The 25630-nt window shown below is 37.8% G+C and carries 24 protein-coding genes; 10 read left to right on the top strand and 14 right to left on the bottom strand.

Going from position 1 to position 25630, the window contains the following annotated elements; translation table 11 throughout:
- Positions 1-112 precede the first annotated feature (112 nt).
- The gene (locus ACXITR_RS02690) at positions 113-1237 is read left to right on the top strand and encodes a THUMP domain-containing class I SAM-dependent RNA methyltransferase (RefSeq protein ID WP_457995690.1); all 1125 of its coding nucleotides are present in this window, start codon (positions 113-115) and stop codon (positions 1235-1237) included.
- 51 nt (positions 1238-1288) lie between these two features.
- On the opposite strand, the gene ACXITR_RS02695 is transcribed toward ACXITR_RS02690, so the two are convergent.
- From ACXITR_RS02695 to ACXITR_RS02705, 3 genes are all read right to left on the bottom strand, one after another.
- Positions 1289-2041, bottom strand: coding sequence for a phycobilisome rod-core linker polypeptide (locus ACXITR_RS02695; protein ID WP_457995691.1), 753 nt, complete (start codon positions 2039-2041; stop codon positions 1289-1291).
- 122 nt (positions 2042-2163) lie between these two features.
- On the bottom strand, positions 2164-2652 hold the full coding sequence (locus ACXITR_RS02700) for an acyl-CoA thioesterase (RefSeq protein WP_457995692.1): 489 nt from the start codon (positions 2650-2652) through the stop codon (positions 2164-2166).
- A gap of 10 nt (positions 2653-2662) precedes the next feature.
- The gene (locus ACXITR_RS02705; protein ID WP_457995693.1) at positions 2663-3493 is read right to left on the bottom strand and encodes a hypothetical protein; all 831 of its coding nucleotides are present in this window, start codon (positions 3491-3493) and stop codon (positions 2663-2665) included.
- 85 nt (positions 3494-3578) lie between these two features.
- On the opposite strand from ACXITR_RS02705, the gene gltX reads away from it, so the two are divergent.
- On the top strand, positions 3579-5018 hold the full coding sequence (gltX, locus tag ACXITR_RS02710) for a glutamate--tRNA ligase (protein WP_457995694.1): 1440 nt from the start codon (positions 3579-3581) through the stop codon (positions 5016-5018).
- Positions 5019-5051: 33 nt separating this feature from the next.
- Here the strand turns inward: gltX and ACXITR_RS02715 are convergent, their stop codons facing one another.
- From ACXITR_RS02715 to ACXITR_RS02740, 6 genes are all read right to left on the bottom strand, one after another.
- Positions 5052-6578, bottom strand: a complete 1527-nt coding sequence (locus tag ACXITR_RS02715) for a hypothetical protein (protein WP_457995695.1) — start codon at positions 6576-6578, stop codon at positions 5052-5054.
- Positions 6579-6629: 51 nt separating this feature from the next.
- Positions 6630-7901, bottom strand: a complete 1272-nt coding sequence (locus ACXITR_RS02720) for an ABC transporter ATP-binding protein (RefSeq protein WP_457995696.1) — start codon at positions 7899-7901, stop codon at positions 6630-6632.
- 68 nt (positions 7902-7969) lie between these two features.
- On the bottom strand, positions 7970-8656 hold the full coding sequence (locus tag ACXITR_RS02725) for an iron-containing redox enzyme family protein (RefSeq protein ID WP_457995697.1): 687 nt from the start codon (positions 8654-8656) through the stop codon (positions 7970-7972).
- Between the two features lie 489 nt (positions 8657-9145).
- The gene (locus tag ACXITR_RS02730) at positions 9146-10216 is read right to left on the bottom strand and encodes a radical SAM protein (protein ID WP_457995698.1); all 1071 of its coding nucleotides are present in this window, start codon (positions 10214-10216) and stop codon (positions 9146-9148) included.
- A 41-nt stretch (positions 10217-10257) separates the two neighbouring features.
- Positions 10258-11340, bottom strand: a complete 1083-nt coding sequence (locus ACXITR_RS02735) for a radical SAM protein (RefSeq protein WP_457995699.1) — start codon at positions 11338-11340, stop codon at positions 10258-10260.
- 210 nt (positions 11341-11550) lie between these two features.
- On the bottom strand, positions 11551-12072 hold the full coding sequence (locus tag ACXITR_RS02740) for a hypothetical protein (RefSeq protein WP_457995700.1): 522 nt from the start codon (positions 12070-12072) through the stop codon (positions 11551-11553).
- A 248-nt stretch (positions 12073-12320) separates the two neighbouring features.
- Here ACXITR_RS02740 and ACXITR_RS02745 point away from each other — a divergent pair, with 248 nt between their 5' ends.
- Complete coding sequence (locus tag ACXITR_RS02745; RefSeq protein ID WP_457995701.1) at positions 12321-13475, top strand: transporter substrate-binding domain-containing protein; 1155 nt, start codon at positions 12321-12323, stop codon at positions 13473-13475.
- On the opposite strand, the gene ACXITR_RS02750 is transcribed toward ACXITR_RS02745, so the two are convergent.
- Both ACXITR_RS02750 and ACXITR_RS02755 read right to left on the bottom strand, forming a co-directional pair.
- Complete coding sequence (locus ACXITR_RS02750) at positions 13472-14410, bottom strand: isoaspartyl peptidase/L-asparaginase (protein WP_457995702.1); 939 nt, start codon at positions 14408-14410, stop codon at positions 13472-13474. The two genes, ACXITR_RS02745 and ACXITR_RS02750, sit on opposite strands and share 4 nt — an antisense overlap.
- Before the next feature lie 230 nt (positions 14411-14640).
- Positions 14641-14847, bottom strand: coding sequence for a glycogen debranching protein (locus ACXITR_RS02755; protein WP_457995703.1), 207 nt, complete (start codon positions 14845-14847; stop codon positions 14641-14643).
- Positions 14848-14988: 141 nt separating this feature from the next.
- Here ACXITR_RS02755 and ACXITR_RS02760 point away from each other — a divergent pair, with 141 nt between their 5' ends.
- Positions 14989-16398 (top strand): amidase, encoded by a 1410-nt coding sequence (locus ACXITR_RS02760; RefSeq protein WP_457995804.1) that lies wholly within the window; start codon positions 14989-14991, stop codon positions 16396-16398.
- Here the strand turns inward: ACXITR_RS02760 and ACXITR_RS02765 are convergent.
- Positions 16395-18152 carry a two-component system response regulator gene (locus ACXITR_RS02765; protein ID WP_457995704.1) on the bottom strand — a complete coding sequence of 586 codons (1758 nt, stop codon included), beginning with the start codon at positions 18150-18152 and terminating at the stop codon, positions 16395-16397. The two genes, ACXITR_RS02760 and ACXITR_RS02765, sit on opposite strands and share 4 nt — an antisense overlap.
- 132 nt (positions 18153-18284) lie before the next feature.
- Here ACXITR_RS02765 and cobA point away from each other — a divergent pair, with 132 nt between their 5' ends.
- Together cobA and ACXITR_RS02775 are read left to right on the top strand one after the other, a co-directional pair.
- Positions 18285-18998 (top strand): uroporphyrinogen-III C-methyltransferase, encoded by a 714-nt coding sequence (cobA, locus tag ACXITR_RS02770; RefSeq protein ID WP_457995705.1) that lies wholly within the window; start codon positions 18285-18287, stop codon positions 18996-18998.
- A gap of 9 nt (positions 18999-19007) precedes the next feature.
- The gene (locus tag ACXITR_RS02775; RefSeq protein WP_457995706.1) at positions 19008-19556 is read left to right on the top strand and encodes a TIGR04376 family protein; all 549 of its coding nucleotides are present in this window, start codon (positions 19008-19010) and stop codon (positions 19554-19556) included.
- 7 nt (positions 19557-19563) lie between these two features.
- Here ACXITR_RS02775 and ACXITR_RS02780 read toward each other — a convergent pair whose 3' ends face one another.
- Together ACXITR_RS02780 and bioF are read right to left on the bottom strand one after the other, a co-directional pair.
- Positions 19564-20088, bottom strand: coding sequence for a GNAT family N-acetyltransferase (locus ACXITR_RS02780; protein WP_457995707.1), 525 nt, complete (start codon positions 20086-20088; stop codon positions 19564-19566).
- Positions 20089-20226: 138 nt separating this feature from the next.
- A complete protein-coding gene (gene bioF, locus ACXITR_RS02785) occupies positions 20227-21384 on the bottom strand; it encodes an 8-amino-7-oxononanoate synthase (protein ID WP_457995708.1) in 1158 nt (385 codons plus the stop codon).
- A gap of 217 nt (positions 21385-21601) precedes the next feature.
- Here bioF and ispD point away from each other — a divergent pair, with 217 nt between their 5' ends.
- The 4 genes from ispD (at position 21602) to ACXITR_RS02805 (ending at position 25622) form a co-directional block, all read left to right on the top strand.
- A complete protein-coding gene (gene ispD, locus ACXITR_RS02790; RefSeq protein WP_457995709.1) occupies positions 21602-22282 on the top strand; it encodes a 2-C-methyl-D-erythritol 4-phosphate cytidylyltransferase in 681 nt (226 codons plus the stop codon).
- A 231-nt stretch (positions 22283-22513) separates the two neighbouring features.
- Complete coding sequence (locus ACXITR_RS02795; protein ID WP_457995710.1) at positions 22514-22876, top strand: response regulator; 363 nt, start codon at positions 22514-22516, stop codon at positions 22874-22876.
- A gap of 4 nt (positions 22877-22880) precedes the next feature.
- Entirely contained in the window at positions 22881-23453 is a 573-nt protein-coding gene (locus ACXITR_RS02800; protein ID WP_457995711.1) for a chemotaxis protein CheW, read from the top strand.
- Between the two features lie 180 nt (positions 23454-23633).
- Entirely contained in the window at positions 23634-25622 is a 1989-nt protein-coding gene (locus tag ACXITR_RS02805) for a methyl-accepting chemotaxis protein (protein WP_457995712.1), read from the top strand.
- The last annotated feature ends 8 nt before the right edge of the window (positions 25623-25630 follow it).

The raw sequence follows: 25630 nt of genomic DNA on the forward strand, positions 1-25630 counted from the left end.
AAGGGTGCTTTTTGGAGCATCCTTTTTTTGTTTTATTTTTGTGGAGGTTTTTCTTGATGTGTTGTTTGCAGATTAAGATAATTAGCAGAAAGAATAAATTAATTAATTATCAATGATTCATCAATATTTTGCCACTGTGGGCAGAGGTTTGGAAGATATAGCTTCTCAAGAAATTATTAAGTTGGGGGGGGAAAATGTTAAGACGGATTTTACGGGAGTCCACTTTGAAGGGGATAAGGAGTTATTGTATCGGGTAAATTTATGGAGTAGGACTATATTTCGGGTTTTATGGACTTTAAAAGTTGTGCCTAGTGCTGATGCGGATGAGCTTTATGACAGCGTTAGGAGTTTTGACTGGTCTGATTTTCTTAGTCCTTCTCAGACTTTAGTTGTTCATTGTACGGGGAAGAGTCCTCGTCTTAATCATAGTCATTTTACGGCTTTACAGGTGAAAAGGGCGATCGTTGATCAACAGGAAGAAAAGTATGGGGTTAGGTCTGATATTGATACGGAAAATCCTGATGTAATTATTAATGCTCATATTCGTCATAATAAATGTACCCTTAGCCTAGACAGTTCTGGTGAAAGTCTCCATCGTCGAGGTTATCGCCCTGCTATGGGTAGAGCACCCCTTAAGGAAACTCTGGCGGCAGCATTATTATCCATGACAGATTGGACTCCTGATTTACCATTGGTTGATCCCCTTTGTGGTTCGGGAACTTTTCCTATTGAGGCTACTTTAATGGCTTTGAACATTGCTCCAGGATTATATCGAAAGGATTTTGCTTTCCAACGATGGACTAACTTTGACCCAGATTTATGGGATAAGGTATTTGGAGAGGCCGAAGCTAGTGAAAGGGATACCATGCCCATTATTACGGGTAGTGATGCGGAGGAGGATGTGATTATCCAAGCGAGGAGTAATGCCCGTGCCTGTGGATTTGCCGATAAGATTAAGTTTTATCATCAAAGATTAATGGATGTGGAGGCACCGGCGGAACATGGTGTTTTAATTTGTAATCCTCCCTATGGTAAAAGGCTTTCGGAAACAGAGCAGTTATTTCCTCTTTATAAGTTGTTAGGGGATGTTTTAAAGCAAAGATTTAAGGGATGGACTGGTTATATTCTTAGTGGGAATAAGGAGCTTACTAAGAAAATTGGTTTGAGAACTTCTCAACGGATTCCCGTGGATAATGGGGGGATTCCTTGTACGTTATTGAAGTATGATCTTTACTAAAAAGAAAAAAGGCAACGGGGCAAAACCCCATTGCTGATTATCTAAACAACCTTATGATTTACGATAAGGAACTCTGTCTAGGCTGATATTCATCGCAGACACACGGGGTGCGGGAGTGGGTTTAGAACCAATGCTACGGGCTAAAGCTAAATAGCCAGAGGGATCTCCTGCTTTGATTTGTTTTTCTTGGGGAATAAAACGACGAACTTGATTTTGCCAAATAACTTGAGGGAAACCAAGCTGGTTGCGGTGATATTCGTTGTAACGGGGAGATTTGATGTTGAAAGGTCTTTCGCCGAGTTCACGGGAAGGTAGGTTACGACGACGTTGGTAAGGTAGGATGTCATAACCGAAGTTTTCGAGGTATTCATCGGAGTTTAATAATTCGTCGATAAAACCTTTATAACCTTTGGTGGCGATAACGATAGACCAAGCAATTTTTTCTCTTTCGTTGAAAACGTCACGACCTAAAACTTTCTGTACGCAATGCTCTACAAAGCGGTAGTTACTATTTTTTTCGTAAAAACTGTTTCTAAAAGTTTCGGATAATAATAAGCCACGAATGAAGTCACGGACGGTGATTTGGCGATTGCGTAGTTGGGATTCTAGGGCAATTTCACGGTCGGATTTAAAAGCATGGAAGAAAATTTGACGATAGGCCGCCTCAATTAAATCGTCCATGTCTGTTGCAAAAAGTAAGTTTTCTGCATTATAGATTTTTGGTTGCTCATCTCCGCCAACTTCAAATCCTTCTACACGAGAATTTTGAGAGCTGGGAGTGTAATTAAGAAGAGGAAGAGTCAAGGATTTTACCTCCGTATTTTTTGTATTTTAAAATATTTTTTCTTCAATCAATAGCATAATCCACAAGGGCTACGGAACTGAATAAACGTAAAGAATTGTTACACTCAATCTTAAGAAAATGGTCATGACATCTTGATTAGGGCTTCTTCTAGGATGGGGGGAAGTTTTCTCAGAATTTTTCCTTTTTGGGTATCGATGCCCACAAGGGTAACTCTACCGCTTAGATACATTTCTTGGGAGGAGAAGGAAACGATTTCGTAATCCCAGTGCATTCTTACTTTTTGAATCTGATTTACACGGGTTTTGACGATCGCACTTTGTCCCATTTTCAGGGGTTGATGATAACGAAGATTTATCTCGACTACGGGCAATTCACAACCTGCACTAACTAAGTCGGCGTAATCGATACCGATACTACGAAGATACTCAACCCTTGCTTCTTCTAACCATGGTATATAGTTCCCATGCCATACGATTCCTGCATAGTCGGTGTGATGGGGGTGAACGGTGATGGGGTATTCAAACCATTTTTCGATGGTTGCCCTCAAGCTATGGTCAACTTCGATGTCTGTGGTGGGTGGTAGTTGGGGATTATTATTTTTTTTTGTCATTGTTCTGAAATTACTTCTTTTGGACGGTGGCAAAAGAGAGATATTTTCCTTGCCAAGTATCAATAAATTGTTGACTCAATAAGTCTATATTTTTTTCTCTCACTGTGGGGATTAACTGAAAATATTTTCTCCACGATAAGGGAATGGCGTAATAACTGTTATGTAAGCCTAATAAGAATCCGGTCAGAATTGATATGTTTTGATTGGTGCTATGGGTGCTTCTGAGCAAGGATAACTCTACATAGTTGGGCATGGATAAAAAATAATAAATTCCTTGATAAATACTTATTTCTTCTGATTTATAGTCTTGTTTAAATTTTTTTTCTATTTCCCTATTAGTTTCTTTATTACTAATATATTCTTGTATTTTATAAAGATTTTTATTATTCTCTAATAGCTCATTATTAAGAGTTAAATTGTCTTTTTTGTTCAAGATTGATTTAATAATCAAATTAAGATCTAGGATACTTTGGTAACTATCCATGTTATTTAACTCGCTTAAACTATCTACTAATTTTGCTTCATGGTCGTGACAATGTAATATTAAGGGCATAAGGGCGATCGCCCTTTCCACGAAACTTAAATTATTAAAAGCATAACCATTATTTTCCAAGTCTTTTAACCAACAGTTAATATGAAAAAAACCATCATAATTAACCCTTTTAAAACCCAAAAAAGCGATTTCTAAAGCACCAGAAAAACCATTAAAATCATCATTCAAAAATAGTTGTGAGTGGGGATGAAAAGAAAAAAAATCTCCGGCGATCGCACCCCATAAAGCACCTTTTAAAACTGATGTATCAAAATATTGCACAAAAATCATAATAAATGGAAACTCCATTTAATCCTACCATGGGACAAAGTAAACCAATGCACCGTAGGATAAAATAAAAGATTGCAAAGAAAAATTATTATATAAAAATAGTATGTCAGTTAGAGTCAGAATAGCACCCTCCCCCACAGGAAACTTACACATAGGTACAGCACGCACCGCCGTCTTTAACTGGTTGTATGCCCGTAATCAAAAAGGTACATTTATCCTTCGAGTAGAAGACACCGACATAGAACGCTCCAAAAGCGAATATACTGAGAATATTAAAACAGGTTTAGCATGGTTAGGACTAAACTGGGACGAAGGCCCTTTTTTTCAAACCGAAAGACTAGATAAATATCGTCAAGCCATTCAAACCCTAGTGGAAAAAGGATTGGCTTATCCTTGCTATTGCACCCCTGAAGAATTAGACGAAATGCGGGAAAAACAAAAAGCCAGCAATCAAGCCCCCCGTTATGATAACCGTCATCGTAACCTTAGTGCCGAACAAATTGCCGAATTTGAAGCCCAAGGAAGAAAACCCGTTATTAGATTTAAAATCGAAGATAATCAGCAAATTGTCTGGAATGATTTAGTTAGAGATAAAGTAATCTGGCAAGGTAGCGACTTGGGTGGTGATATGGTAATCGCTAGGGCTTCCGATGGAGACGCTTTTGGACAACCTCTCTATAATTTAGCCGTGGTGGTAGATGATATAGACATGAACATTAGCCATGTGATTCGAGGAGAAGACCATATTGCCAATACTGCCAAACAAATCCTACTTTATCAAGCCCTTGGGGGTCAAGTTCCCGAATTTGCCCATACTCCCTTAATTCTTAATACGGAAGGGAAAAAACTTTCTAAGCGTGATGGGGTTACTTCCATTGACGACTTTAGAAAAATGGGTTTTGTCGCTCCTGCTTTAGTCAATTATATGACCTTGTTGGGCTGGACTTCCCCCGATGGAGAGGAAATTTTTACCCTTGATGAAGCTGCCACACAGTTTAGTTTAGATAGGGTAAATAAGGCTGGGGCGAAGTTTGATTGGGATAAGTTGGACTGGATTAACAGTCAATATTTACATACCATGCCCCCAGAGGAGTTATTACCTGCTTTAATTCCCTATTGGCAAGAGGCTGGTTATGAGTTTGATGGGGAAACCCAAAAGGATTGGTTATTGGAGTTAACGGGTTTAATTTCCACTAGCCTGACTCGTTTAACTGATGGGGTAAAAGAAACTGCTTTATTTTTTGCTTCGGAAATTAGTTTGAGTGATGAAGCTAAGGATTTTGTTACCCAAGAGGGGGTAAAGAATGTTTTAGGTGCAGTGATTGCCGCTACTTCAGAGGATTTAACAGAAGAAGAAGCTAAGGGAATTATTAAACAAGTAACCAAGGATTTGAAGGTTAAAAAGGGTTTAGTAATGCGCTCTTTACGCGCTGGGTTAACGGGAGAATTACATGGCCCTGATTTAATTCAAAGTTGGTTATTGTTACATAAAAAAGGCGTGGCAAAATCTCGTTTAGAGAATCTTTTCACTTCCTTAAATTAGGCTATTTTGGTGGGCATTGCCCACCGTTGCTTCTTAAGGACTCCATTGGGGTTTAAAACCGGGTAGGGGTAATTCTTGTAAGGATGCTTGGGGGGAGTCTGTGCTAGGTAAATTTAACATCCAAAGACGACTACTTAAGATTAGCTGTGCTGAGTCACTAAATAATTCAGCGGCGGGCATATTATTAATGATGGTGTCATAGGTTAGGTTACTTTCTGTGATTAGTTGGTCAAAGAGGATTCCTGAACCATCGGGGGCTATACTTATCTTGATGTCTTGATAGTGGGGAAGGGCGAGTAATGGGATAACCTTTTCTGACTCAATATCGATACCCACAAAGTAAGGTTTTTCTTGGAATTGGCTTTCTGTTTCGGTTAATTCGGTAAGGAGACAAAAAAGACTATTGCCGTTGGGGGAAAATTCACAGTCAACGATTGAGCCTTCTATGGTTACTAATTCTTTTTCTACCCCTTGATTATTGACATAAAATAATGAACGGGTATAACGTAATTCGGCGTTGTCGGTGTTGAAGTTAACCATGGCGGCACCTCTGCCATCCCTTGTAAAGGTTAATACTTGCCCGTATTGGGGTAAAAAGTTGAGGGATTCATCTTCTTCTTGTCTTTGTAATGGCACGATGGAAATTCCTTCCCCTTGGGCAATGGCGATCGCCCTTCTATCGGGAGTTACAATAAAGCTACCACCATCAGTATCTAGTTTTTGAGGTATTTTACCTTCTTCAATTTTCCACAAATCAAAGTCGGTGGGGTCATCTTTTCGTATTCTTTGAACTATTACTATCTCCCCTTTTTCCCCTGCTAAGTCAAAGTTATTATTTAAGTATTCATCTTTGCCCAGAATGGTTTTTAGTTGCCCTGGAATTTTAGTGGTGCCATCGTCGGATAAACCTGTGGTTACTTCATAAATGGATAAGTCTCTAATACCGTCTTGATTATTATCTTTTTCGGAAGCAGAAAAAATTATTTTTTCCGTATTAGGGGTAAATTGAAAGTCTGCCACGATCAAATTTTCTGGGGTTAGAATAGTTTGATTTTCTTTAGTGGTATTATTAAGAATTAATCTCCCCGCTTCTTCTCCATCACTGCCTACATAGGCAAAGGCTTTATCTCTACTTTGAAACTGTCCAATAAAAGGTTCTATTTCTTGTCCTAATTCTTCTCTACCTCGGAATTGTTCCCTCGCACTTTTTAAGGATACACGGTAATTTCTACCGTAGGGAATAACGTTATTTAAAGTATAAACTAATCTTTTTCCTGCCCAACTAATTCTACCGGGTAAAGCTGGTTCAATTTCTAAATTGTCCTCCACACTTTCTTGGGATACGGGGCGGTCAAAATCAAGAATAAAGGCGTTATCATTGGAGTTTATGGTGCGATCGTCCCAGGAGAAATTTTCCACATGGGGATTCGTTCTAAATAGACAAATATCGTTAGGACATACCCGACTACCGATGATTAATATGGCAATAATTATGGTACAAATAGTTATGGTAAATAAACATATTTTATCAATGTTTTCTTGGTGAGTAATTTTTTTCATTTTTAATTAATAAAGTCTTATAAAAGCAGTATTTTTTAGATTTTATTTATTTTATTTTAAACTAATATTTTTACCTTGATATGAGTCAAAAAAGCTAACTTTATCGAAGTTAATTCCTAGATTAATTTTATCTCCTACTTTAAAAATTTCATCTCCAAATATCCTAACTTGTAAAGGCTGATTTGTGTGATCTAAGATGACATTTAATAAGGTTTCGTTACCTAATGATTCAATCAATTTGATGGTACAGGACAAAGATTCGGCGGTATCATCGGTTAAAAAAAAGTGTTCTGGTCGAATACCTAAATTAACTTTTTCATAATTATAATTAACAAAAATATCGAGCCATTTTGAAGGGAGATTTATTTTAAAACATTGATGAACAATCATGGACTTTTCTTTTACAAAAGTAACTTCGATAAAGTTCATGGGGGGTGAGCCAATAAATTGAGCCACAAACTGATTAGCGGGTTGATGATACACTTCTAGGGGTGAGGCTACCTGTTGAATTTCTCCATTATTCATGATAGCAATGCGATCGCCCATGGTCATGGCTTCTGTTTGATCATGGGTAACATAAATGGTTGTTACTTGTAATTGTTTTTGGAGGGTAACAATCTGACTGCGGGTTTCCGTCCTGAGTTTAGCATCTAAATTGGAAAGAGGTTCATCCATCAAGAAGGTTTGAGGATTTCGGGCAATGGCACGCCCTAGGGCAACCCTTTGTTTTTGCCCCCCTGATAATTGTTTTGGTAGTCTATCTAAAAGATGATCAATCTGTAATAATTGGGCTACTTCTAATACTTTTTTCTGGATGGTTTTTTCTTCCCCACTGAGGTAACGAAAACGAGGGGGTAAGGCACGGCTAATATTACCTAAAAATTCGGCGGGGGAAAACTTTTTGCGATGAGGATTCATACGCCGTAAACCAAAGGCGATGTTGTCATATACCCGAAGATGGGGATAAAGGGCATAATTTTGGAATACCATGGCAATATCCCTCGATTTTGGTGGTAAATTGTTTACAGTGCGATCGCCTATTAATATTTTACCTGCTGTAATATCTTCTAATCCCGCAATCAATCGTAGTAGGGTACTTTTACCACAGCCAGAAGGGCCTACCAACACCATAAATTCCCCCTCCCGAACTTCTAAGTTAATACCCTTAAGGACATTAGTATTATCTTCCGATTTAGATTCTTTTTGTTCCATCTCTACGGGGATAGAAGCAGGAGAGATAACCCCCATACTATTACTACCAGATAGTTTTGACCTAGAGCCAGAATAACTCTTATAAAGGTTTTCAATAATTACTTGTGCCAAAATTTACCATCTATCCAAAATATGCATTCAACGAAAAATTATAGCATTTCGACGAATGTAGATTTATCTCAAACAAATTTGTATTCTTTTTTAATTACTTTTTCTATATCTTCAAGGGCGATCGCCAATACTAAATCAGATATATTTTCGAGGGTAATTTGTAGATTGTAAGCAATCAATTCTTTTTCCTTTTCACTCCACAAATCACGATCTAATAATTGAGTTAAATCATCAATGTGAGTAGGATCAACTTGACTATGTTCCTTCAAAGTAAATAAAGCCCTCTCAGGTATATCCAACTCTTGAGATAAATAATTTAGAGTTTTGGTTGTGGGAGGATTACTTTCTAAATAAAAGATATAACCTAAATAGCTAACGGGGTTAACTTCATTGATAAGATATAACTGAGTACCCACCAAAGCCATGGTTTCCCTTTTGGGGATGCTATTGCGAATTGTGTCAGGGGAAAAACCCAAATATTTTAAGTCATTGAGCAGCCATAAATCATGATCTTTTTCTTCTGCAATATGTTCACTCAAATAATTTTTTAGTATTAAATGATCTTCTGTCAATTTATCCCTAGTTAACTCCATAAAAGGGCAACTATACTTAATGTAATGATATACTTCAATTAAATATCTAATAAATCTTTCTTTGGGATGATCTGCATTAAATAAACGAGACCAAGAATAAGCAGTATTAACTTGATAAGAAGCTGATATATTTTTTAGTTGAGAACTGAAATTATTACTCATCTTTTTTTCCTTAATACTAATAAAATTTGTTTAAAAAATCTCGTTCTAATATTTAGCAATCCTATATGATCTTCTAGCAAATAATTCAAATGTTTTGCCTGAGGTAACAATTAAATATGGTTAATAACCATAATATTTTTACTGAAAAATAGAGTTAAATTTATTTAACGAGATCTATTAGACGTGTAATTCATTACACGTTGGGTAAATTGTGAGCCTGATTCGGGCTGTGCAATCCACACCACAGCTAACGGTTTACGTTCGATAAATTGAACTAACAAAATGTAAATTTATACTAAATCCGAATGTTAGAGTATATCACTCCCGCCTTGCAATGAATTACAAGGCTAACAATTTATCGTTCAATGAATTGAACGAAGGTATATTTTTATTTACGGATTTATTATTACCCCTACTTTGAATCACCCCTACCAGAGTTGAGGAATTTAGAGGGCAATAAAGGTAAGTTTTGTAAAAAAATGGATATTATTAATTCGTTGCAAAAGAACTTTCTCCGAACTTTAATAAACGTCCTAAAATTATCTGTTCCTTTATTTCTGGTTTATGCAAATAGTTTTGTAGTGCCTCCACAACCTCCTCATTGGTAACAACGGCACGGCAAATATGACAAATATTATGTGTTTCGTATGAATCGTTAAATACATTAAATCCTAATTCCCCCATGACAATCATCGCCAACTTTTTAGGACCCCATAATCGCAGAGCGTGAACCAATAAATTATCCTCCGCCCTAGTTAAAATAGTGGTTAAATCTTCCTCCTTGAGATTTCCTAATTTTAGAGCAGACCAATTATGGGCATCAGAGATAGTATCTCCGCAACAAGCCATCACCGAACCATCAATCATTGCTATGGGTGCAGAAACCGTGGGGCAGTCTATATTGGGCAATTCTTCGAGGCTGACTCGCTCTATTTGTTGAGCTAAATGGGGGGATTCTAAGGCTCTTCCTGTTAAATGAACATATTGGGTAATGATTTTGATTTGGGAATATAGTGCATCGCCCAAAAATTCTTTAAAGGAGGCTAAAAATTGATCACTGTCATTTTCTAAACAGAGAAATGCCCCTACTTCAATATTTAATGATAGTGCTGCTTCGATCGCACTTTTAACTCGATCTAGTTTGACAAAATCAAGATGATATTTATCGACACTAAAGGATAAATTAGCCACAGAGGGTAAACTTTCCAGAATTTTTCGGGCTTGAGAGTAACTTGTCGCCCACCCTGCACTGGTAACCATCGCAACTTTGAGATTATACCCTTGGGCAACGGCTAAAACAGTTCTAAGTCTTGATAAATTGATAAAGGGTTCTCCCCCCGTCAACACAAGCACTTCAACATTTCCCTCCTGGGCCACTTCTTTTACTAAATTAACAGCCTGTGCCGTAGTCATCTCATTATGGTTGTCTGGACTAGCATCGACAATGCAATGTTCGCAACGGAGGGGGCAACGCAAAGTTAGTTGCACAATTAGACATTTTTTAAAGTACCCATGGTAGTCATAGACACTGGAAAATAGAGCTTCTGGGGTTGAAAGCATGGTGTGTATTATTTTCTAAAGTTTTCAAGAAACCGATAGATTTACATTGGAGAAACTAACTCTAAAGTATGCTCTAAAGGTTTAGAAATTTCGCCATAGCGTAGTAGTCGGGAGAGGATTAATTCTTCCTTAACTTCGGGGGTATTAAGGACTTCCGTTAGTAGTTCGACAATTTCTGGCTTTGAAAGCAAGTCAGTGCAAAGCAGACAAATACTATCTTTTTCATAAACATCCTTGAGGCGATCGCCCATACCATGTTTTATCACAATTTCAGCCAATCTTTTTGGGCCCCAAACCCGAATCGCCTGTAATAAATAATTTTCCTCCGCTTCATTGGTCATTTGGGTAAAAGACTTTTCGTTTAAGTCTCCTAACTGTAAAGCAGGATATTTACGAGCCATTCGGGTATTACAACAAGCTAAAACTTTTCCGTCGCAATCCACCGAAGCATGGTGAGCTAAGTTACAAGCACCTTCGGGGAAATGATCGATTTTATTTTTTTGAATTTGTTCTACGGAAAGAAATTGAGTGCCTCTACCCAAAGGGATAATTTTTTCAAAGTCAATATACACTTGCTCTAAAAGGTCTTGACCAATAACATTATAAAAGTGTTGTAAAAAGGGGTCATTGTCCATATCCCAAACTCTGAGGGATATTTCTGGAAGCATTCCACACTCCAAAGCCGCTTCTACAGCATTTTTTACATACTGCAAGGGTACAAAGGATTCATGATATTCGTCCGCACTAATTCCTAGGTGGGTAATTCTTGGTAATGGGGTCAAAGTTGCGATCGCCCTTTCCTTAGAAGAAGCCCAAAAACCACTACTTTGAACATAGGTATAAATATCGTATTCCAAGGCAACCTCTAAAATAGAATGAAGGAGAGGACGAACGGCAAATGGTTCACCACCAGTGATGATTAACTGTTTAATCTTTCCTTGTTTTCCTATTTCCCTTAACCTCGAAACAATCAACTCTTGATCAAGAACTTCTTCCCGTCGAGGACTGCTTTCAATACCGCAATGGGCGCACTCTAAAGGACATTTCATGGTCACTAATATACCCAGAGCTTGATGAAAACTTTTTGCATAATAGCGAGTCGGTTGAATTTTTTTATTTTCCATTTTTCCGAATCTTTTTTCAATGAGGGGATAAAATGTTAAAATGGCATTGTAAAAGTAAAACTATTACCACTGCCTGAAGTTGAATCAAATTAAGACTTTTTCCGTTATTGATACTTTTTTGTAAAGACTTTTTTTGATGAACAAAGCCTCCCCAGAACACCGATGGCATATTGTATTCTGAAGATAGACCTTGTTTTAAACTCGATTTTATTAAAAAACCACTGCACCAATAACGTCACTGACCGCTCCGAGATCACCTAATTGATCTTGAATGCGACCAAGAGTTCTTAGGTCGTCAGTATTTAATTTGCGCAAGGATTCTAGTTGTGGTTGCGATAGCTTTGCTTCATTTCCCCATTGACGGATAGCTTGATCCATATTTCCTGTTTTAATGGCTTCTTCCATCAGCTTTCCTGTGGCCCATTGCTCTCGAGTTAGGCGCATGGAGGATTGATTCATCAGCAGGTTTCTGTCAGTGCCAATGGTGCCATTAACTTCCCTGATTTGTCCCCGTTGTAACACAGGTTGATTTAATTGAGCATTGAGGGTTGTATCGGCTTTGATGGTATTTTGGGATGGGTTCGCATGGGCGATCGCACTCCAAGCGGTTCCACTAAGACCTACCGCAGTTAAAACAGTGGCAAATTTTAGGGCGGTTTTTGTTAAATTTTGTTTCTGTTCTTTTTCTTGGGAAATCTGTTGATATTGGTCAATTTTTTTTTCTTCGTTCATGTTACCTCTTTATTTCTTGCATAAGATGAATTAACAAAACAAATGATGATTCTGATATTTTCAACACTATTAATTTCAACCTATTTAAAACAGAGCTTATGTTAGTATCGGTCAGTAAATTATTCTGAATTAAGTTTAAGTTAAAATACTTAAGTAATAGTCTAACAGCATTTTTTTTGCTTTGTATTTTTCGTAATATAAAGTTACTTTTTGCTAATTTTAAAAAATAACTTTCCCCATTTGACACCATGAAAATATTAAAAGTTCCCATTCCCTTAAAATATAATTTTGTTGATATTAAAAAACTACTTACTAAAGTTTTTTGGGTTAAAATTTTTGTCCTTGGCGTTACCGTCGTCTCCGTAAAACCTCTATTAGCCCAAGAAAATAGTAATCCTGTCAGGGTATCTACTCGCCCCTTTCCTCCTTTTGTATTTGAAGAAGAAAATGGAGAATATTCTGGATTTAGTATTGAATTATGGGATGAAATTGCACAAAAAATAGGGCTAGAATACGAACTACACTCAGAAGATAATGTGCAGGAGTTATTAAATTCCGTGGTGGAAGGTAGGGCAGATGTATCCGTAGCAGGAATTTCCATGACATCGGAAAGGGAACAAATTATCGACTTTTCCCACCCCTTTTTTGATTCTGGATTAAATATTATGGTGTCAGGAGAGCCTATTTCTCCCCTCAGAATGGCTGTGAGCTATATTTTTGTACCAACTATTTGGATTACCATTGGGATTTTATGTTTATTCACGATTTTAGCGGCCCATATGATGTGGATATTTGAAAGAAAAGAAAATCATCAAATGTTTCCTCGTAAATATTGGCAGGGCATTTGGGAATCTTTTTGGTGGTCTGTGGTAACTTTAGTGACGGTGGGTTACGGTGACAAAACCCCTACCACTGCTGGAGGAAGAATTGTAGCGACGATTTGGATGTTTTCAGGGATACTATTAATTTCTTATTTTACTGCTTCTATTAGCTCTTCTATGACCGTAGATCGTCTCGATACTAAAATTAGAGGATACCATGATTTGAGGGGGCGTTCTGTGGGTACGGTACAAGGTAGTACATCAGTCAGATTTTTAGAAAATTTGTCGGCGAATGTCGTACCTTTTGAAACCATTGATGAGGCATACGAGGGATTAAAAAACCAAGATATTGAGGCGGTGGTTTATGATGAGCCTGTGTTACTTTATCTTATTAATGAAATGGATAATGACCATAGTACCAAAATTGTGGGCAATACCTTTGATGTTCAAAGTTACGCCATCGTATTACCTAGGGGTAGCAGTTATCGCAACGAAATTAATCGGGCTATCCTAGCTTTACGGGAAAATGGTACTTATGATCAAATTTATGAGCGTTGGTTTGGTCGCAATAATGATTTTTAGATGGTATTGGTTAGGCTATCATCGTTCCATTCCAAGCTATCGTTAATATTATTACCATCATGGTAGGCGGCCAATAATATTTCGCTGGTTTTACCCCATACTATTTTACCATCACAGCTAAGGGCGATCGCCCCTAAATCCCGTTTATTTTCCTTCGCCTCCACCATGGACTTAGTCATGGCATCATACAAAGATAAACCATCGGTCGTACGAATGACCACCTTCGCAGCCAAACACTCATCAATAATATCTTCCCCAATGCCAGTGCAACTAACCCCAGCCACCCCATTGGCATAATTTCCCGCAGGCATAGCCGAATCACTCACCCTGCCCACATACTCCAAACCCTTACCCCCCGTGGAAGTACCAGCGCTTACCCTACCCATACTATCAAGGGCAACCACCCCAATGGTACCACGTCTCGCATTTTCACTTTCTGCCACAACCCCAGCCATCTTACTGCTAAAATTCCCCTTTCTTTCCTCAATCCATTCCTGCAATCTTAAATCCGTCAGGGGGTCATAGATAGGAAAACCCAACTCCCGCAATAACTGCGCACTACCGTAATCTGATAGCACCCTATCTTCCTTGTGTTGTAGAGTTTTGGCTAAATCGATGGGATTTTTTACCCGAGAAACATTAATTACCCCACTAAAACGCTGCGCTTCTCCATCCATCAAAGAAGCACTCATGCGAATTTGTCCATCGGATTGCAATACCGAACCCGTACCCGCATTAAAACGAGAATTATTTTCTAACAATTGACAACCCAAAATTACCGCTTCATTGGCACTTTTACCCGCCAAAAGTAATTGATATACTTCCTTAACAATTTCATGGAGTGATTCCCTTACCGCTTGTAAGCCTCCTTTTCCTTTTAAAGAACTACCAGCCCCACCATGGATAATTAATTTAGGAGTAATTTTATCAGACATTTTTTTCTTTAATATATACTTACTAATTATTTATTTTAACCTATTTTTAGGCACAAAAATTCCTAAATATACTACTTATTACTAATAGTAAATGGTTAATTAATCCACCGATAAAATATGTAAAAATTGCATAATAGTATCTGCAAACCTAACCGACTTATTTTTGAATCCCCCATAAGCCCTATCCTAAAAAAAAGAATGGGGAAAAAATAGTACCCCAAACCGTAACACTAACTCAACTTAAGAGCATTAACAGGAACATCATCCCAACTGTTAACAGTACGCAAAACCGCTTTCCAGCCCTGCTTTTGTTGATCATCCGTTAACTTTTCTTGCCAATCACGATGACAATCATCCGCTGCGTCCTTATCCATTCCAGCAATACAGGCTTGAACAATTCCACAACCGTCAATTTGTTCATTTACCCAAATAGTCATAAACTCAAACCTCTATATCTTTAATCTATATTTATATTGTAGATCCCAATTCCAACGGAAAATCATAGCTTAATGTTTTGTAAATCTTTTACCATGGCAAAGACAATGTTAACTTAGAGCAAATTAAACTAATGATTTATGATGGACGATAATAAAAACTTTCCTTTCACCACCGCCCACCACCTAGAAACCCTAATCCGTAAAAAAGAAATATCTCCCCTAGAGTTAACGGAATTATATTTACAACGCATCGACAATATAGACTCTCAACTTGGTAGCTTTGCCTATGTTGCCCACGATAACGCCATTAAAGATGCCCATCTAAAAACGGAAATTTTAGGCAATACCAAAGACACCCAAGAGTTACCCACTTTTTTCGGTATTCCCACCGCCATCAAAGACTTATACTCCGTCAAGGGAATGCCCACCGCTTACGGTAACGGGTTTATCAAAGATAATATCGCTGATTTTGATAGTGGTATTGTCAATAAAATCAAAGAGGCAGGAATGATTATTTTAGGTAAAACAGCCACCTCAGAATTAGGCTCATTACCCTATACCGAATCCCCTAGTCTTCCGCCCTGTCGTAACCCCTATAACCCTGAATATACCGCAGGAGGCTCTAGTGGAGGGGCGGCGGCAGCCGTGGCAGGAGGCTTAATCCCTGTAGTACATGGGTCAGACGGTGGTGGTTCCGTGCGAGGACCTGCTTTTTGTTGCGGTTTGGTGGGCTTAAAGCCCTCTCGGGGTAGAATCTCTAATGCCCCAGTGGGGGATTATTTGGCAGGAATGGCAACCCATGGTTGTCTGAGTCGTAGTGTCATGGATTCGGCTATGTTATTGGATATTTTATCGGGTAATATCACAGGAGATCCTTATTGGTTAGATAGCCCCCCAGAGGGTTTTGCTAATTTGGTAAAACAAAGTCCTTCGTCTCTTAAAATTGCTTTTGGGATGGAAATATCTTCTTTCGGCAGGGCGGATGATTGTTTACAAGAGCAGGTAAAGGATGCGGTAAATATTTTTACGGACATGGGCCATGAGTTAACGGAAGGTTGTCCAGATTTTTCTACCATTGTTGAACCTTTTAAAATTATTTGGCAAGCGAGTATGGCACAGGGTAGTTTTCCCGATGCTATTCTTAGCCCGATGAATCGTTGGTTAAGGGAGACGGCGCCTACCCTAGCTCAATATTTGGATGCTGTCCATCAGGTGCAAGTTATTTCCCGTCAAATAGTGGCTTTTTTTGCTGATTATGATGCTCTAATTTTGCCTACTTATCTGCAACCTCCCATTAAGGTAGGGGAATGGGCTGGTTTGTCACCGGAGGTTACGTTAAATAATATCATCCATTGGATCGCTCCTTGTCCACCCTTTAATGCTACAGGGCAACCGGCGATCGCACTGCCCACAGGATTTACAGATTCAGGCTTACCCATCGGCATCCAAATTGTTGGCAAACCAAGAGATGAAGTCACTATTTTACAATTAGCGTATCAACTAGAGCAAATTAAACAGTGGCAAAAATATCGTCCTTCCACGGAAATTTAACTATTTCTAAGGGTAATTAAATCAATTAATTGATCAAAAGCAACGGGACGACTGAATAAATAACCCTGAAAAATATCACAATCATTATTAGCTAAAAAGTTTAACTCCCCGGGGGTTTCTACCCCTTCGGCTACCACTTTTAAATTTAGTTGGTGTGCCATTTGAATCAAACATTTGACTATACTAGCATTTTTATAATTAGCATCAATATTTTTAATAAAATCCCTATCAATTTTTAAAGTATCAAAATTAAAATGTTGTAAATAGCCAAGGGAAGAATAACCTTTTCCAAAGTCATCAATGGCAATTTTTAAACCAGCGGATTTAAGTTTATTTAATTTTTTTACCGCCAAAGAAGGATTTTTAATTAATAAACTTTCTGTTAGTTCGATCTCTAAAAAATGGGGATTAAAGTAATGATCAGCTAATGTTTTAAATATTTTTTGCTCTAACAAATTATCATTAAACTGACGGGGAGAAAAATTCACCGAAACCTCTAATTGTTGACTACATTTAGTTTCAAGAACTTTGAAATCTTCACAGGCTTTACTTAATACCCATTGCCCAATGCTATCAATTAAGCCTATTTGTTCAGCAATAGGGATAAAAACAGCAGGGGAAATGTTGCTATGTTGAGGATCATTCCAACGTAAAAGGGCTTCAACACCAATTATTTTGTTAGTTTTAAGATTTACTTTTGGTTGATAAAAAATTTCAAATTCTTCTTGCTCTAAAGCATCATGTAATCTTGTTTCGATGGATACCTCTTGATTATTTTTTATATGAAAAGCGGGGGAATAAACTTCATATTGATTTAACCCTAAAATTTTATTTTCTGTAACTACCGCCCTAGCATTATTTAATAACTCGTTAATGGTATCCCCTTGAATAGGATAAAAACTGATACCAATATTAAAATCGATATAGATTTTTTGTTTTTTATAGATTAGAGGAGGGGTAATTTTTTCTAATAATTCTTCTGCTAAATCAATGGCGGTTTGACGATTTCTTATGGGTTCAGTAATTAAACAAAATTCATAATGTTCTAATTTTGCAAGAATAACATCGTCTCCTAAGTTTGCTTTTAATCTTCTGACAACTGCTTTAAATAAAGAATTAGATACATCAATACCTAATTCATCTCGAATTAAGTTAAAACGGCTAAAATCAAGATAAAAAATAGGAATTAAAGATGGTATGGTTTCCTCGTCACTATCTGTACTAGCATTTATTTGTTGATAAAAAACCTCTAAAATAGCGTTAAAGTTTTCTACTAGGGATAACTGATTGGGTAATTGAGTTAAACCATCATATTTACTAGATTCTTCTAATTGTTCTTGTTGTTTTAATAGTTTTGACTCTCTCTCAACAATTTCTTGATATTTATTGAGGGCAATACTAATATTTGTTTCTAAAACTTCTATTTTGTATGGTTTGGTTATAAATCCGTAGGGAGAACTTTTTATGGCTCTTTTGACGGTGTCTTTATCTGTATAAGCCGTAAGGTAGATAATGGGGATAGAGTTAGAGGTTTTTTTTGCTATTTCTTCTGCAAGGACAATGCCATCGTCATTTTTTATTTTAATGTCCATGAGGACTAGGTTCGGTCGATAATTATAAATCCCTAAAAGGGCATCTTTTCTATTATTTGCTAATCCTACTACTTTGTATCCCAAATTTTCTAGGTCTAGTTTTAGGCTTTCTGCGGCGATCGCCTCGTCTTCTACTATAAATATAGTTATGGGATGAGTCATAATTTTTTTTCTTGTTAGGGGGAGTGGTTATAGTTGTTTTATTTTATCTCAATTTTTTCCCGTTACTAATGGATTAATTGTAAAGTAAATTAAGATCTTTTTTCTACATAACTAAAGAAAGCTAATAATAATATGACTATCTATTTTGTAGGGGCTGGGGTAGGGGGCATTGATTATTTGACAGTCAAAGCCCATGGTTTAATTTGTCGGGCAGATGTGGTTATTTATGATGCTTTAGCGGATGATGAAATTTTGAAAATTATACCGCCCTATTGTGTACAAGTTGATGTGGGCAAAAGAGGGGGAATGATTAGTACACCCCAAGATACTATTAACCAAATGTTGGTTGATTATGGTCAAGTATATGATATTGTAATTCGTCTAAAAAGTGGAGATCCAGGCATTTTTGGTCGTCTTAATCCAGAGCTAGAGGCGATCGCCCCTTATAATATTCCCTATGAGTTAGTACCGGGAGTATCATCCATTTTAGCCGCTCCTTTATTAGCCGGATTGAGTTTGACGGAAAAAAATAATAGTCAGCATTTTGCCGTTATCAGTGGACATAATCCCGACTCCCTTAATTGGAAAGTCCTTGCTCAAATAGATACCCTCGTTATTTTGATGGGAGCTAAAAATCTACCTATTATTATTAATAATTTGCTAAAGTATCGTCATGAAATGGCGCTGCGCGATCGCACTCAAGATTTTCCCATCACAATTATAAAAAATGCAGGAAGAAATAATCAACAGATATGGCGAGGAACATTAGATAATATACTACAGAAAACAGAAGGAATAGCCCTCTCTCCATGTGTTATCGTAATTGGTAATCTAACCATTAATTAAGGTAAAGCCATGGGAATTTTTGAAGATTTTAGCAACTTTTTAGAGTCTCGATTAGAAGAATTTTTAAATAGCAATCCTAAACTTAAACTAGAAGTTTTATCAGAAGAGTTAATAGCCCAAGAAAAAGAAACCATTCGACTCATTTTAAAACTAAAAGCAGAACTGCAAAAACTAGAACAGGAAATTACCGATTTAGGCAAAGAAATTCAAAAATGGCATCCTCGCATCGAAAAAGCAAGACAATCAGGACGTTATGATTTAGCCCAACAAGCTGAAATGAGAGAAATAAGCCTTCTTCAACAAGGAAAAATAGCTTGGGAAAAAATGGAAGATACCAAAAGAAAAATAGCTGAATCGAAAGAAATTCTTACCTCCATTGAACAGAAGCAAAAAGAAATTCAAGACAAAATGAAAGAGGTTCAAAATCCTTACAATACCCCTAACTACTATAATTCATCTTCTCCCCCATATTCTAGCTACACCGACAACCTAGACCCCCTCGAAGAAAAGTTTCGTCAATGGGAAGTTGATCAAGAATTAAAAGACATGAAAAAATAAGAAGACATTAATCAGGGTACCAAAACATCCCCTTGATGCCTTCAGGATCTAAAATAAAACCTAAACGGCGGTAAAATTCTACCACTTGAGGGTCTGCAAATAAAGTAACATTGCTAATGTCATCACTACGCAACTTACGAATCATATATTGCATTAAAACCTTACCCAATCCCTTGTTTTGAAAGCGAGGGTGAATTACCACATCCCAAATAGTTGCATTAAAAGCGTGGTCAGAAGTTGCTCGGGCAAAACCAATCATGGCTTTTTTGTTGCCTCGAATTTCCCAAGCCGAAACTACTAGATAACTGTGTTCGAGGGCTTTTTTTACCTTACGAAGGGGGCGCCTAGCCCAACCCACAGAGTCGCATAGTTCTTCTAATTCATATAAATCAATTTCCTCATGGGTGCTAAAGTATATTTGGCTATTACCAAATTTATCAGGATTTAGCGTTACCCAGTCCCTATTATCATTGTTAGGGCTAGAGTTATCGTCGTTGTTTGTTTTTGTGAATAATTTTTGCAACCAAACCATGCCCGTGTGGCTAGAGTTAGATGTTTGTATTTTTTAAAATGCTCATTGAGTCTAGGGTTTAACTTTTCTCAACAACCTTTTAAGCATCATACCATAAAGAATTGTAAATTATGAACCATGAGTTATGGATTGTTTAACTTATTCTCGGGTTATTATTTTTACTAATTTTTGCAAATGTTTTATTTCATGGGTTGCCATCAAAGAAAGACGTAATCGGCTAGTGGGTACAGTGGGGGGGCGAATCGCTGGAATATAAAAACCTGAATCTTTCATTTTGGATGACATTTTGAGGGCTTGGGAAGCATCCTTGAGGGGCAAACATAAAATGGCGGAATCTGAGGGCAAAAGAGGTAAATGAGCTTGGTTACATAATTTTTTGAATAAATTAATATTAGTCCACAGGTTATGACGACGATGGGCTTCGGTGGCAATGATGTTAATGCCTGTTAGGGCAGCGGCGGTGTCCGCTACGGAAAGGGCGGTGGTATAAATCCAAGTGGGGCAACGGTTACGTAAAAAATCGATTAATACTTCACTCCCTGCCACATACCCCCCCAAGCTACCGATGGCTTTACTAAGGGTACCAATTTGAATAATACGCTCACTTTTAAGCTCAAAATGTTCTAAACATCCAGCTCCATTTTTGCCCATTACTCCTGTGCCGTGGGCTTCATCCACCATTAACCAACAGTCAAATTTTTCGGCAATATCTAACAGTAGGGGTAGGGGGGCAATGTCTCCATCCATACTAAAAACACTATCGGTGATAATTAAACAATGGCGATGGTGCGATCGCACTTTAGACAACTTATCTATTAAATCATCACAATGCAGATGCTGATATTCCATGGTATGGGCTTGACTTAATTTAGCTCCATTTTTAAGACTAGAATGGTTATACTCATCCCCTAAAATGAGATCTTTTTTTCCCACAAGGGCGGCAATAGTACCTAAATTTGCCAAATATCCCGAACTAAACACAAGGGCTTTTGGGGTTTGTTTCAAAGAGGCGATCGCCCTTTCTAAATCATCATGAAGGCTCCTATGACCACTTAATAACCTAGATCCAGTGCTACCCATTCCATAACGCTCCATAGCGTCCATTACCGCTTGTTTAAGGCGAATATCTGTGGCTAATCCTAAATAATCATTACTAGCAAAATTAATCAACTCTTGACCATCAATGGTGATAGTATAACCCCGTAAATCAGTTATCCGTTGTTCCTGACGATACCACTGAGCCTTTTTAATGGTGTTAAGAGATTTTTGTAAATGTTGCCCCAAAGAATCATTCATAAAAAACCATAGAAAATAAAGGTAAATTGACAATTGATCATGGACAATCGACAATAAATGAAGTGAAAAATCAGTTTTTATACTGAATCCGTAAAGAAAAGTATACTAATAAAACGAACAATCGGCTTAAGCCCATTGCCCATAAACAAAGCACAGTTTATCAATCAGATTTAGTATTACTCCTCAATCAACAAGTAATTTTATCAAAACTCTGACCATGTTTTTATTAATTCCCGCCGCAGGTGTAGGCAAAAGAATGGGTGCAAAAGGTAACAAACTACTATTAAAACTACAAAATAAGCCCCTGTTGGCATGGACATTAATCAACGCTGAAAAATCCTCAGCAATCGAGTGGATAGGCATAATGGGGCAACCCTACGACTTTGAAGAATTTACCCAAATTATCGAACAACTATCCCTCACCAAACCCGTTACCCTCATAAAAGGGGGAGACACTAGACAACAATCAGTCTATAACGGTTTACAAGCCTTACCAAACCATGCCCAAAAAGTATTAATCCACGATGGGGCAAGGTGTTTAGCTACCCCAGAATTATTTAACCGTTGTGCCAAAGCATTGGATAATTGCCAAGGATTAATTGCCGCTATTCCCGTAAAAGATACCATTAAAGTAGTGGATGAAAATAAAACAGTCATAGATAGCCCCCACCGTGACTATTTATGGGCCGCTCAAACTCCCCAAGGATTCGATGTTCAACTATTAAAACAATGCCACAATCAAGGATTAGCATTGGGATGGGAAGTGACAGACGATGCCGCCCTCCTCGAAAGATGTGGTTATTCCGTGCAAATAGTGGAAGGGGAAGAAACTAATTTAAAAGTTACCACTCCCATGGATTTAACCATTGCCGAATTTATTTTGAACCACGGAACATAGAATAACACCATTTATTAATCTTAATATTTTTACCTAAGTAGGTTAAACATTCACTGTTTTTTTTTGCGTAGATTTGACAGTTTTTTATCCAAGAAAATAAATTTTTAGTGCTAATTAATACTTACGTATTTTTGTTCTTTATTAAATTTTTATTATAAAAATTACCCTATTTTGAATAAAAATTACTACAATGAGTAATAAATTATACTAACTCATAAACAAAGATATACTATGCCAAGCATTTTATTAGTAGATGACCTCAAATCGGAACTAGATTTACTCAATGACTACCTAACATCCGCTGGTTATGTAGTAACCACAGCCAATGATGGAAAAGAAGCCCTCTCCAGAGTCATAGAAGTAAAACCCGATGCCATTGTCACCGATTGGATGATGCCTAATATGGGAGGATTAGATTTGTGTCGTCAACTCAGAAAAAACCCTGATACTGCAAATATTCCCGTGGTTGCCTGTACCGCTAAAAATGCTGCAGTAGATCGTATGTGGGCAGAGAAACAAGGGGTAAAAGCCTATGTAGTTAAGCCTTGTACCAAAGAGCAAATCGTGGATGCAGTAAAAAACGCACTTATTTAAAACCATGTCTTTAAACACTTCTTCATTTACCAAACTACAGGAATTATTACCCCAATTATTTCAACGCAGTGCTGTAACGGGTAATCTATATCTACGTTGTCGTTTGGGTATAAGTGACACTTTTTTGATTCCCATGGAATATGTGAGAGAATCTTTACTCTTAGAGGGAAATCATATTACTCCTCTTCCTCAGATGTCTGCTTTTGTGATGGGTTTAATGACTTCTAGGGAAAAGGTTTTTTCTGTGGTGGATTTACCTCAAATCATGGGTTTTTCCCCTTTACCTACCTACTCGAGACAATATCATGTGATCGTAATTTCTGTAGCTCCTTTTTTGCCCCAATACTCCGTTGACAGGGATATATTTTTGGGATTAGCGGTAAATCAAATTGAGGGAATTACCAGAATGGATACGGAGAATATTTACAGTTTAGGGGAGATACAAAACCGATTAGACAGAGAAAGGATAGGTCATTGGTTTAGCCTCACTCCTTACTTACAGGGATGGATAGAAAAAGAAAACGAAAAACCCCTTGCACTATTAAATCTTGATGCCATTGTAAAAGCTACTTTTTAATTTTTTTTACATAAAAATACCTCCAAAATAAAATAAACATAACAGTCAAAATATAACTTTCCGTGACTATGTTTGATTAAATATTTAATTATAATAAGAAATTAAAGTATTATTTGAATAAAGAATTTTATTTTTTTCTTTTAAGATTTTATTATTTATTGTCCATTATCTTTTATTGTCATGACCTCCCAACAACCTTCCCTTAATGTTTCTCCTGAATTACTATCCTCTTCTCCTGAGGTGGTAGGGACACAACCTAAACCTGAACCCAAAAGCCCCGAAAAACAAGGGGGAGGAACCCTACGAGAGCGTTTACTCCTTACCATTGTGCCTACAACCCTAATTCCCTTGATAGTGGTAAGTGCCATTGGGATTAACTTCACCCGTTATCAAGAGCAGCAGAAACAGCAAGGGCAAGTAGAACAAATTGCGGTGGTAACGAGGGAAACAAGTCAGGTTTTTTTGGAAAATTCCGACATAGCTGAGAATCAAGACACAGTCTTAGATGCCATTGATAATGCTTTAGAAACTTCTTTGCGGTTTCAAGTAACTGGCTCTCAGGTAGTGCAAATTATCGATAGTAGTACGGGGGAAGTAGTTAACGGCGTGGGTGGTAATGAAGGAGTAAATCTTGAGCAGGTGGTGGGGGGCAATACCGTTGCGGATGTGGGAAGAATTTTTGCACAGGGGATATTAAATGATGATGTACAAAGTATTTTATCTTCTGTTCGAGTGGTGGATGGGCTTAGTAAGACTAATTTGGTGAGTCCTGAGGGGGGAAATGCTAGTATTTTGACTTTGGAATATCAAAATCGATATTTTAATTTTACGTTGATTCCTGATAGTAACTTCTTGGCGATCGCATCGGTGGATAATGCAGATGTTAGTCAATTGGGAGGACAGGTAATTATTGTTTTCCTTACCATTGCTCTTTTCTTGGGTGCTTTGGCGGTGGGTAATATTATTTTATTAGCCCAAACTTTTTCCGAGCCGTTAACCAACCTAACCCAAAAAGCTCAACAAGTAGCCCAAGGGGATTTAGACACTAGAGCAATTCCTGAAGGTACATTGGAAAGTCGTACCCTCGCCGACAACTTCAATGCCTTGGTAAGTAGGGTAAAAGATTTGATTAAAGAGCAAGAGGCGATCGCACTGGAACAAAGACAGGAAAAAGAAAAGCTAGAAATGGGAATCTTTAACCTCTTAAACGAATTACAATACGCCATGGATGGGGATTTAACCGTAAGAGCTAGTTTAGATTCCATGGAAATGAGTACCGTGGCGGATTTATGTAACGGTATTCTCGATAGCTTACAAGACATTGCCCTACAGGTAAAACAATCCAGTACAAAAGTAGTAACCTCCCTAGGGGAAAATGAACACTCCATTCAAGAATTAACCGTCGAAAGTCTAAAAGAAGTAGAGCAAACCAACAAAACCCTCGCATCGGTACAGAAAATGTCCTATTCCATCGAAGAAGTGGCAGCCAATGCTAGTCAGGCGGCAACCCTTGCCGATGATGCCTACGAAGTAACCAAAAAAGGATCTGATGCCATGGATAAAACCGTAGAAAGTATTGTCAGCCTTCGTACCAACGTGGGAGAAACCGCCAAGAAAATGAAACGGTTGGGGGAATCATCCCAGAATATTTCTCAGGTAGTATCCTTAATCGAAGAAATTGCCCTCAAGACCAATCTTTTAGCCATTAACGCCAGTGTGGAAGCCAGTCGGGCAGGGGAACAAGGACAGGGTTTTACCGTGGTAGCGGAGCAGGTAGGGGCTTTGGCGGAGCAATCGGCGGCGGCCACCAAACAAATTACGCAACTGGTGTCGGAAATTCAGCGGGAAACCCAAGATGTCACCATCGCCATGGAATCGGGAACTTCTCAGGTGGTCAATACTACTCGCCTAGTGGAATCCACCAAGCAACGGTTAGAAAGGGTATTAGAGCGATCGCAACGAATCAATGAATTAATGCAAAATATTTCCCAATCTACCGTATCTCAAGCTCAAACCTCCCGTCTTGTTACCGAATTGATGGAACAAATCGCCCAGCAATCGGAACAAAGATCATTTTCCTCCGAAAAAATCGCTCAATCTATCAAAGATACCGCCACCATCGCCAAACAACTAGAGTCAGCGGTAGAACAATTCAAGGTTAATGAGTAACCAATAAT

The organism is Cyanobacterium sp., from assembly GCF_054166785.1.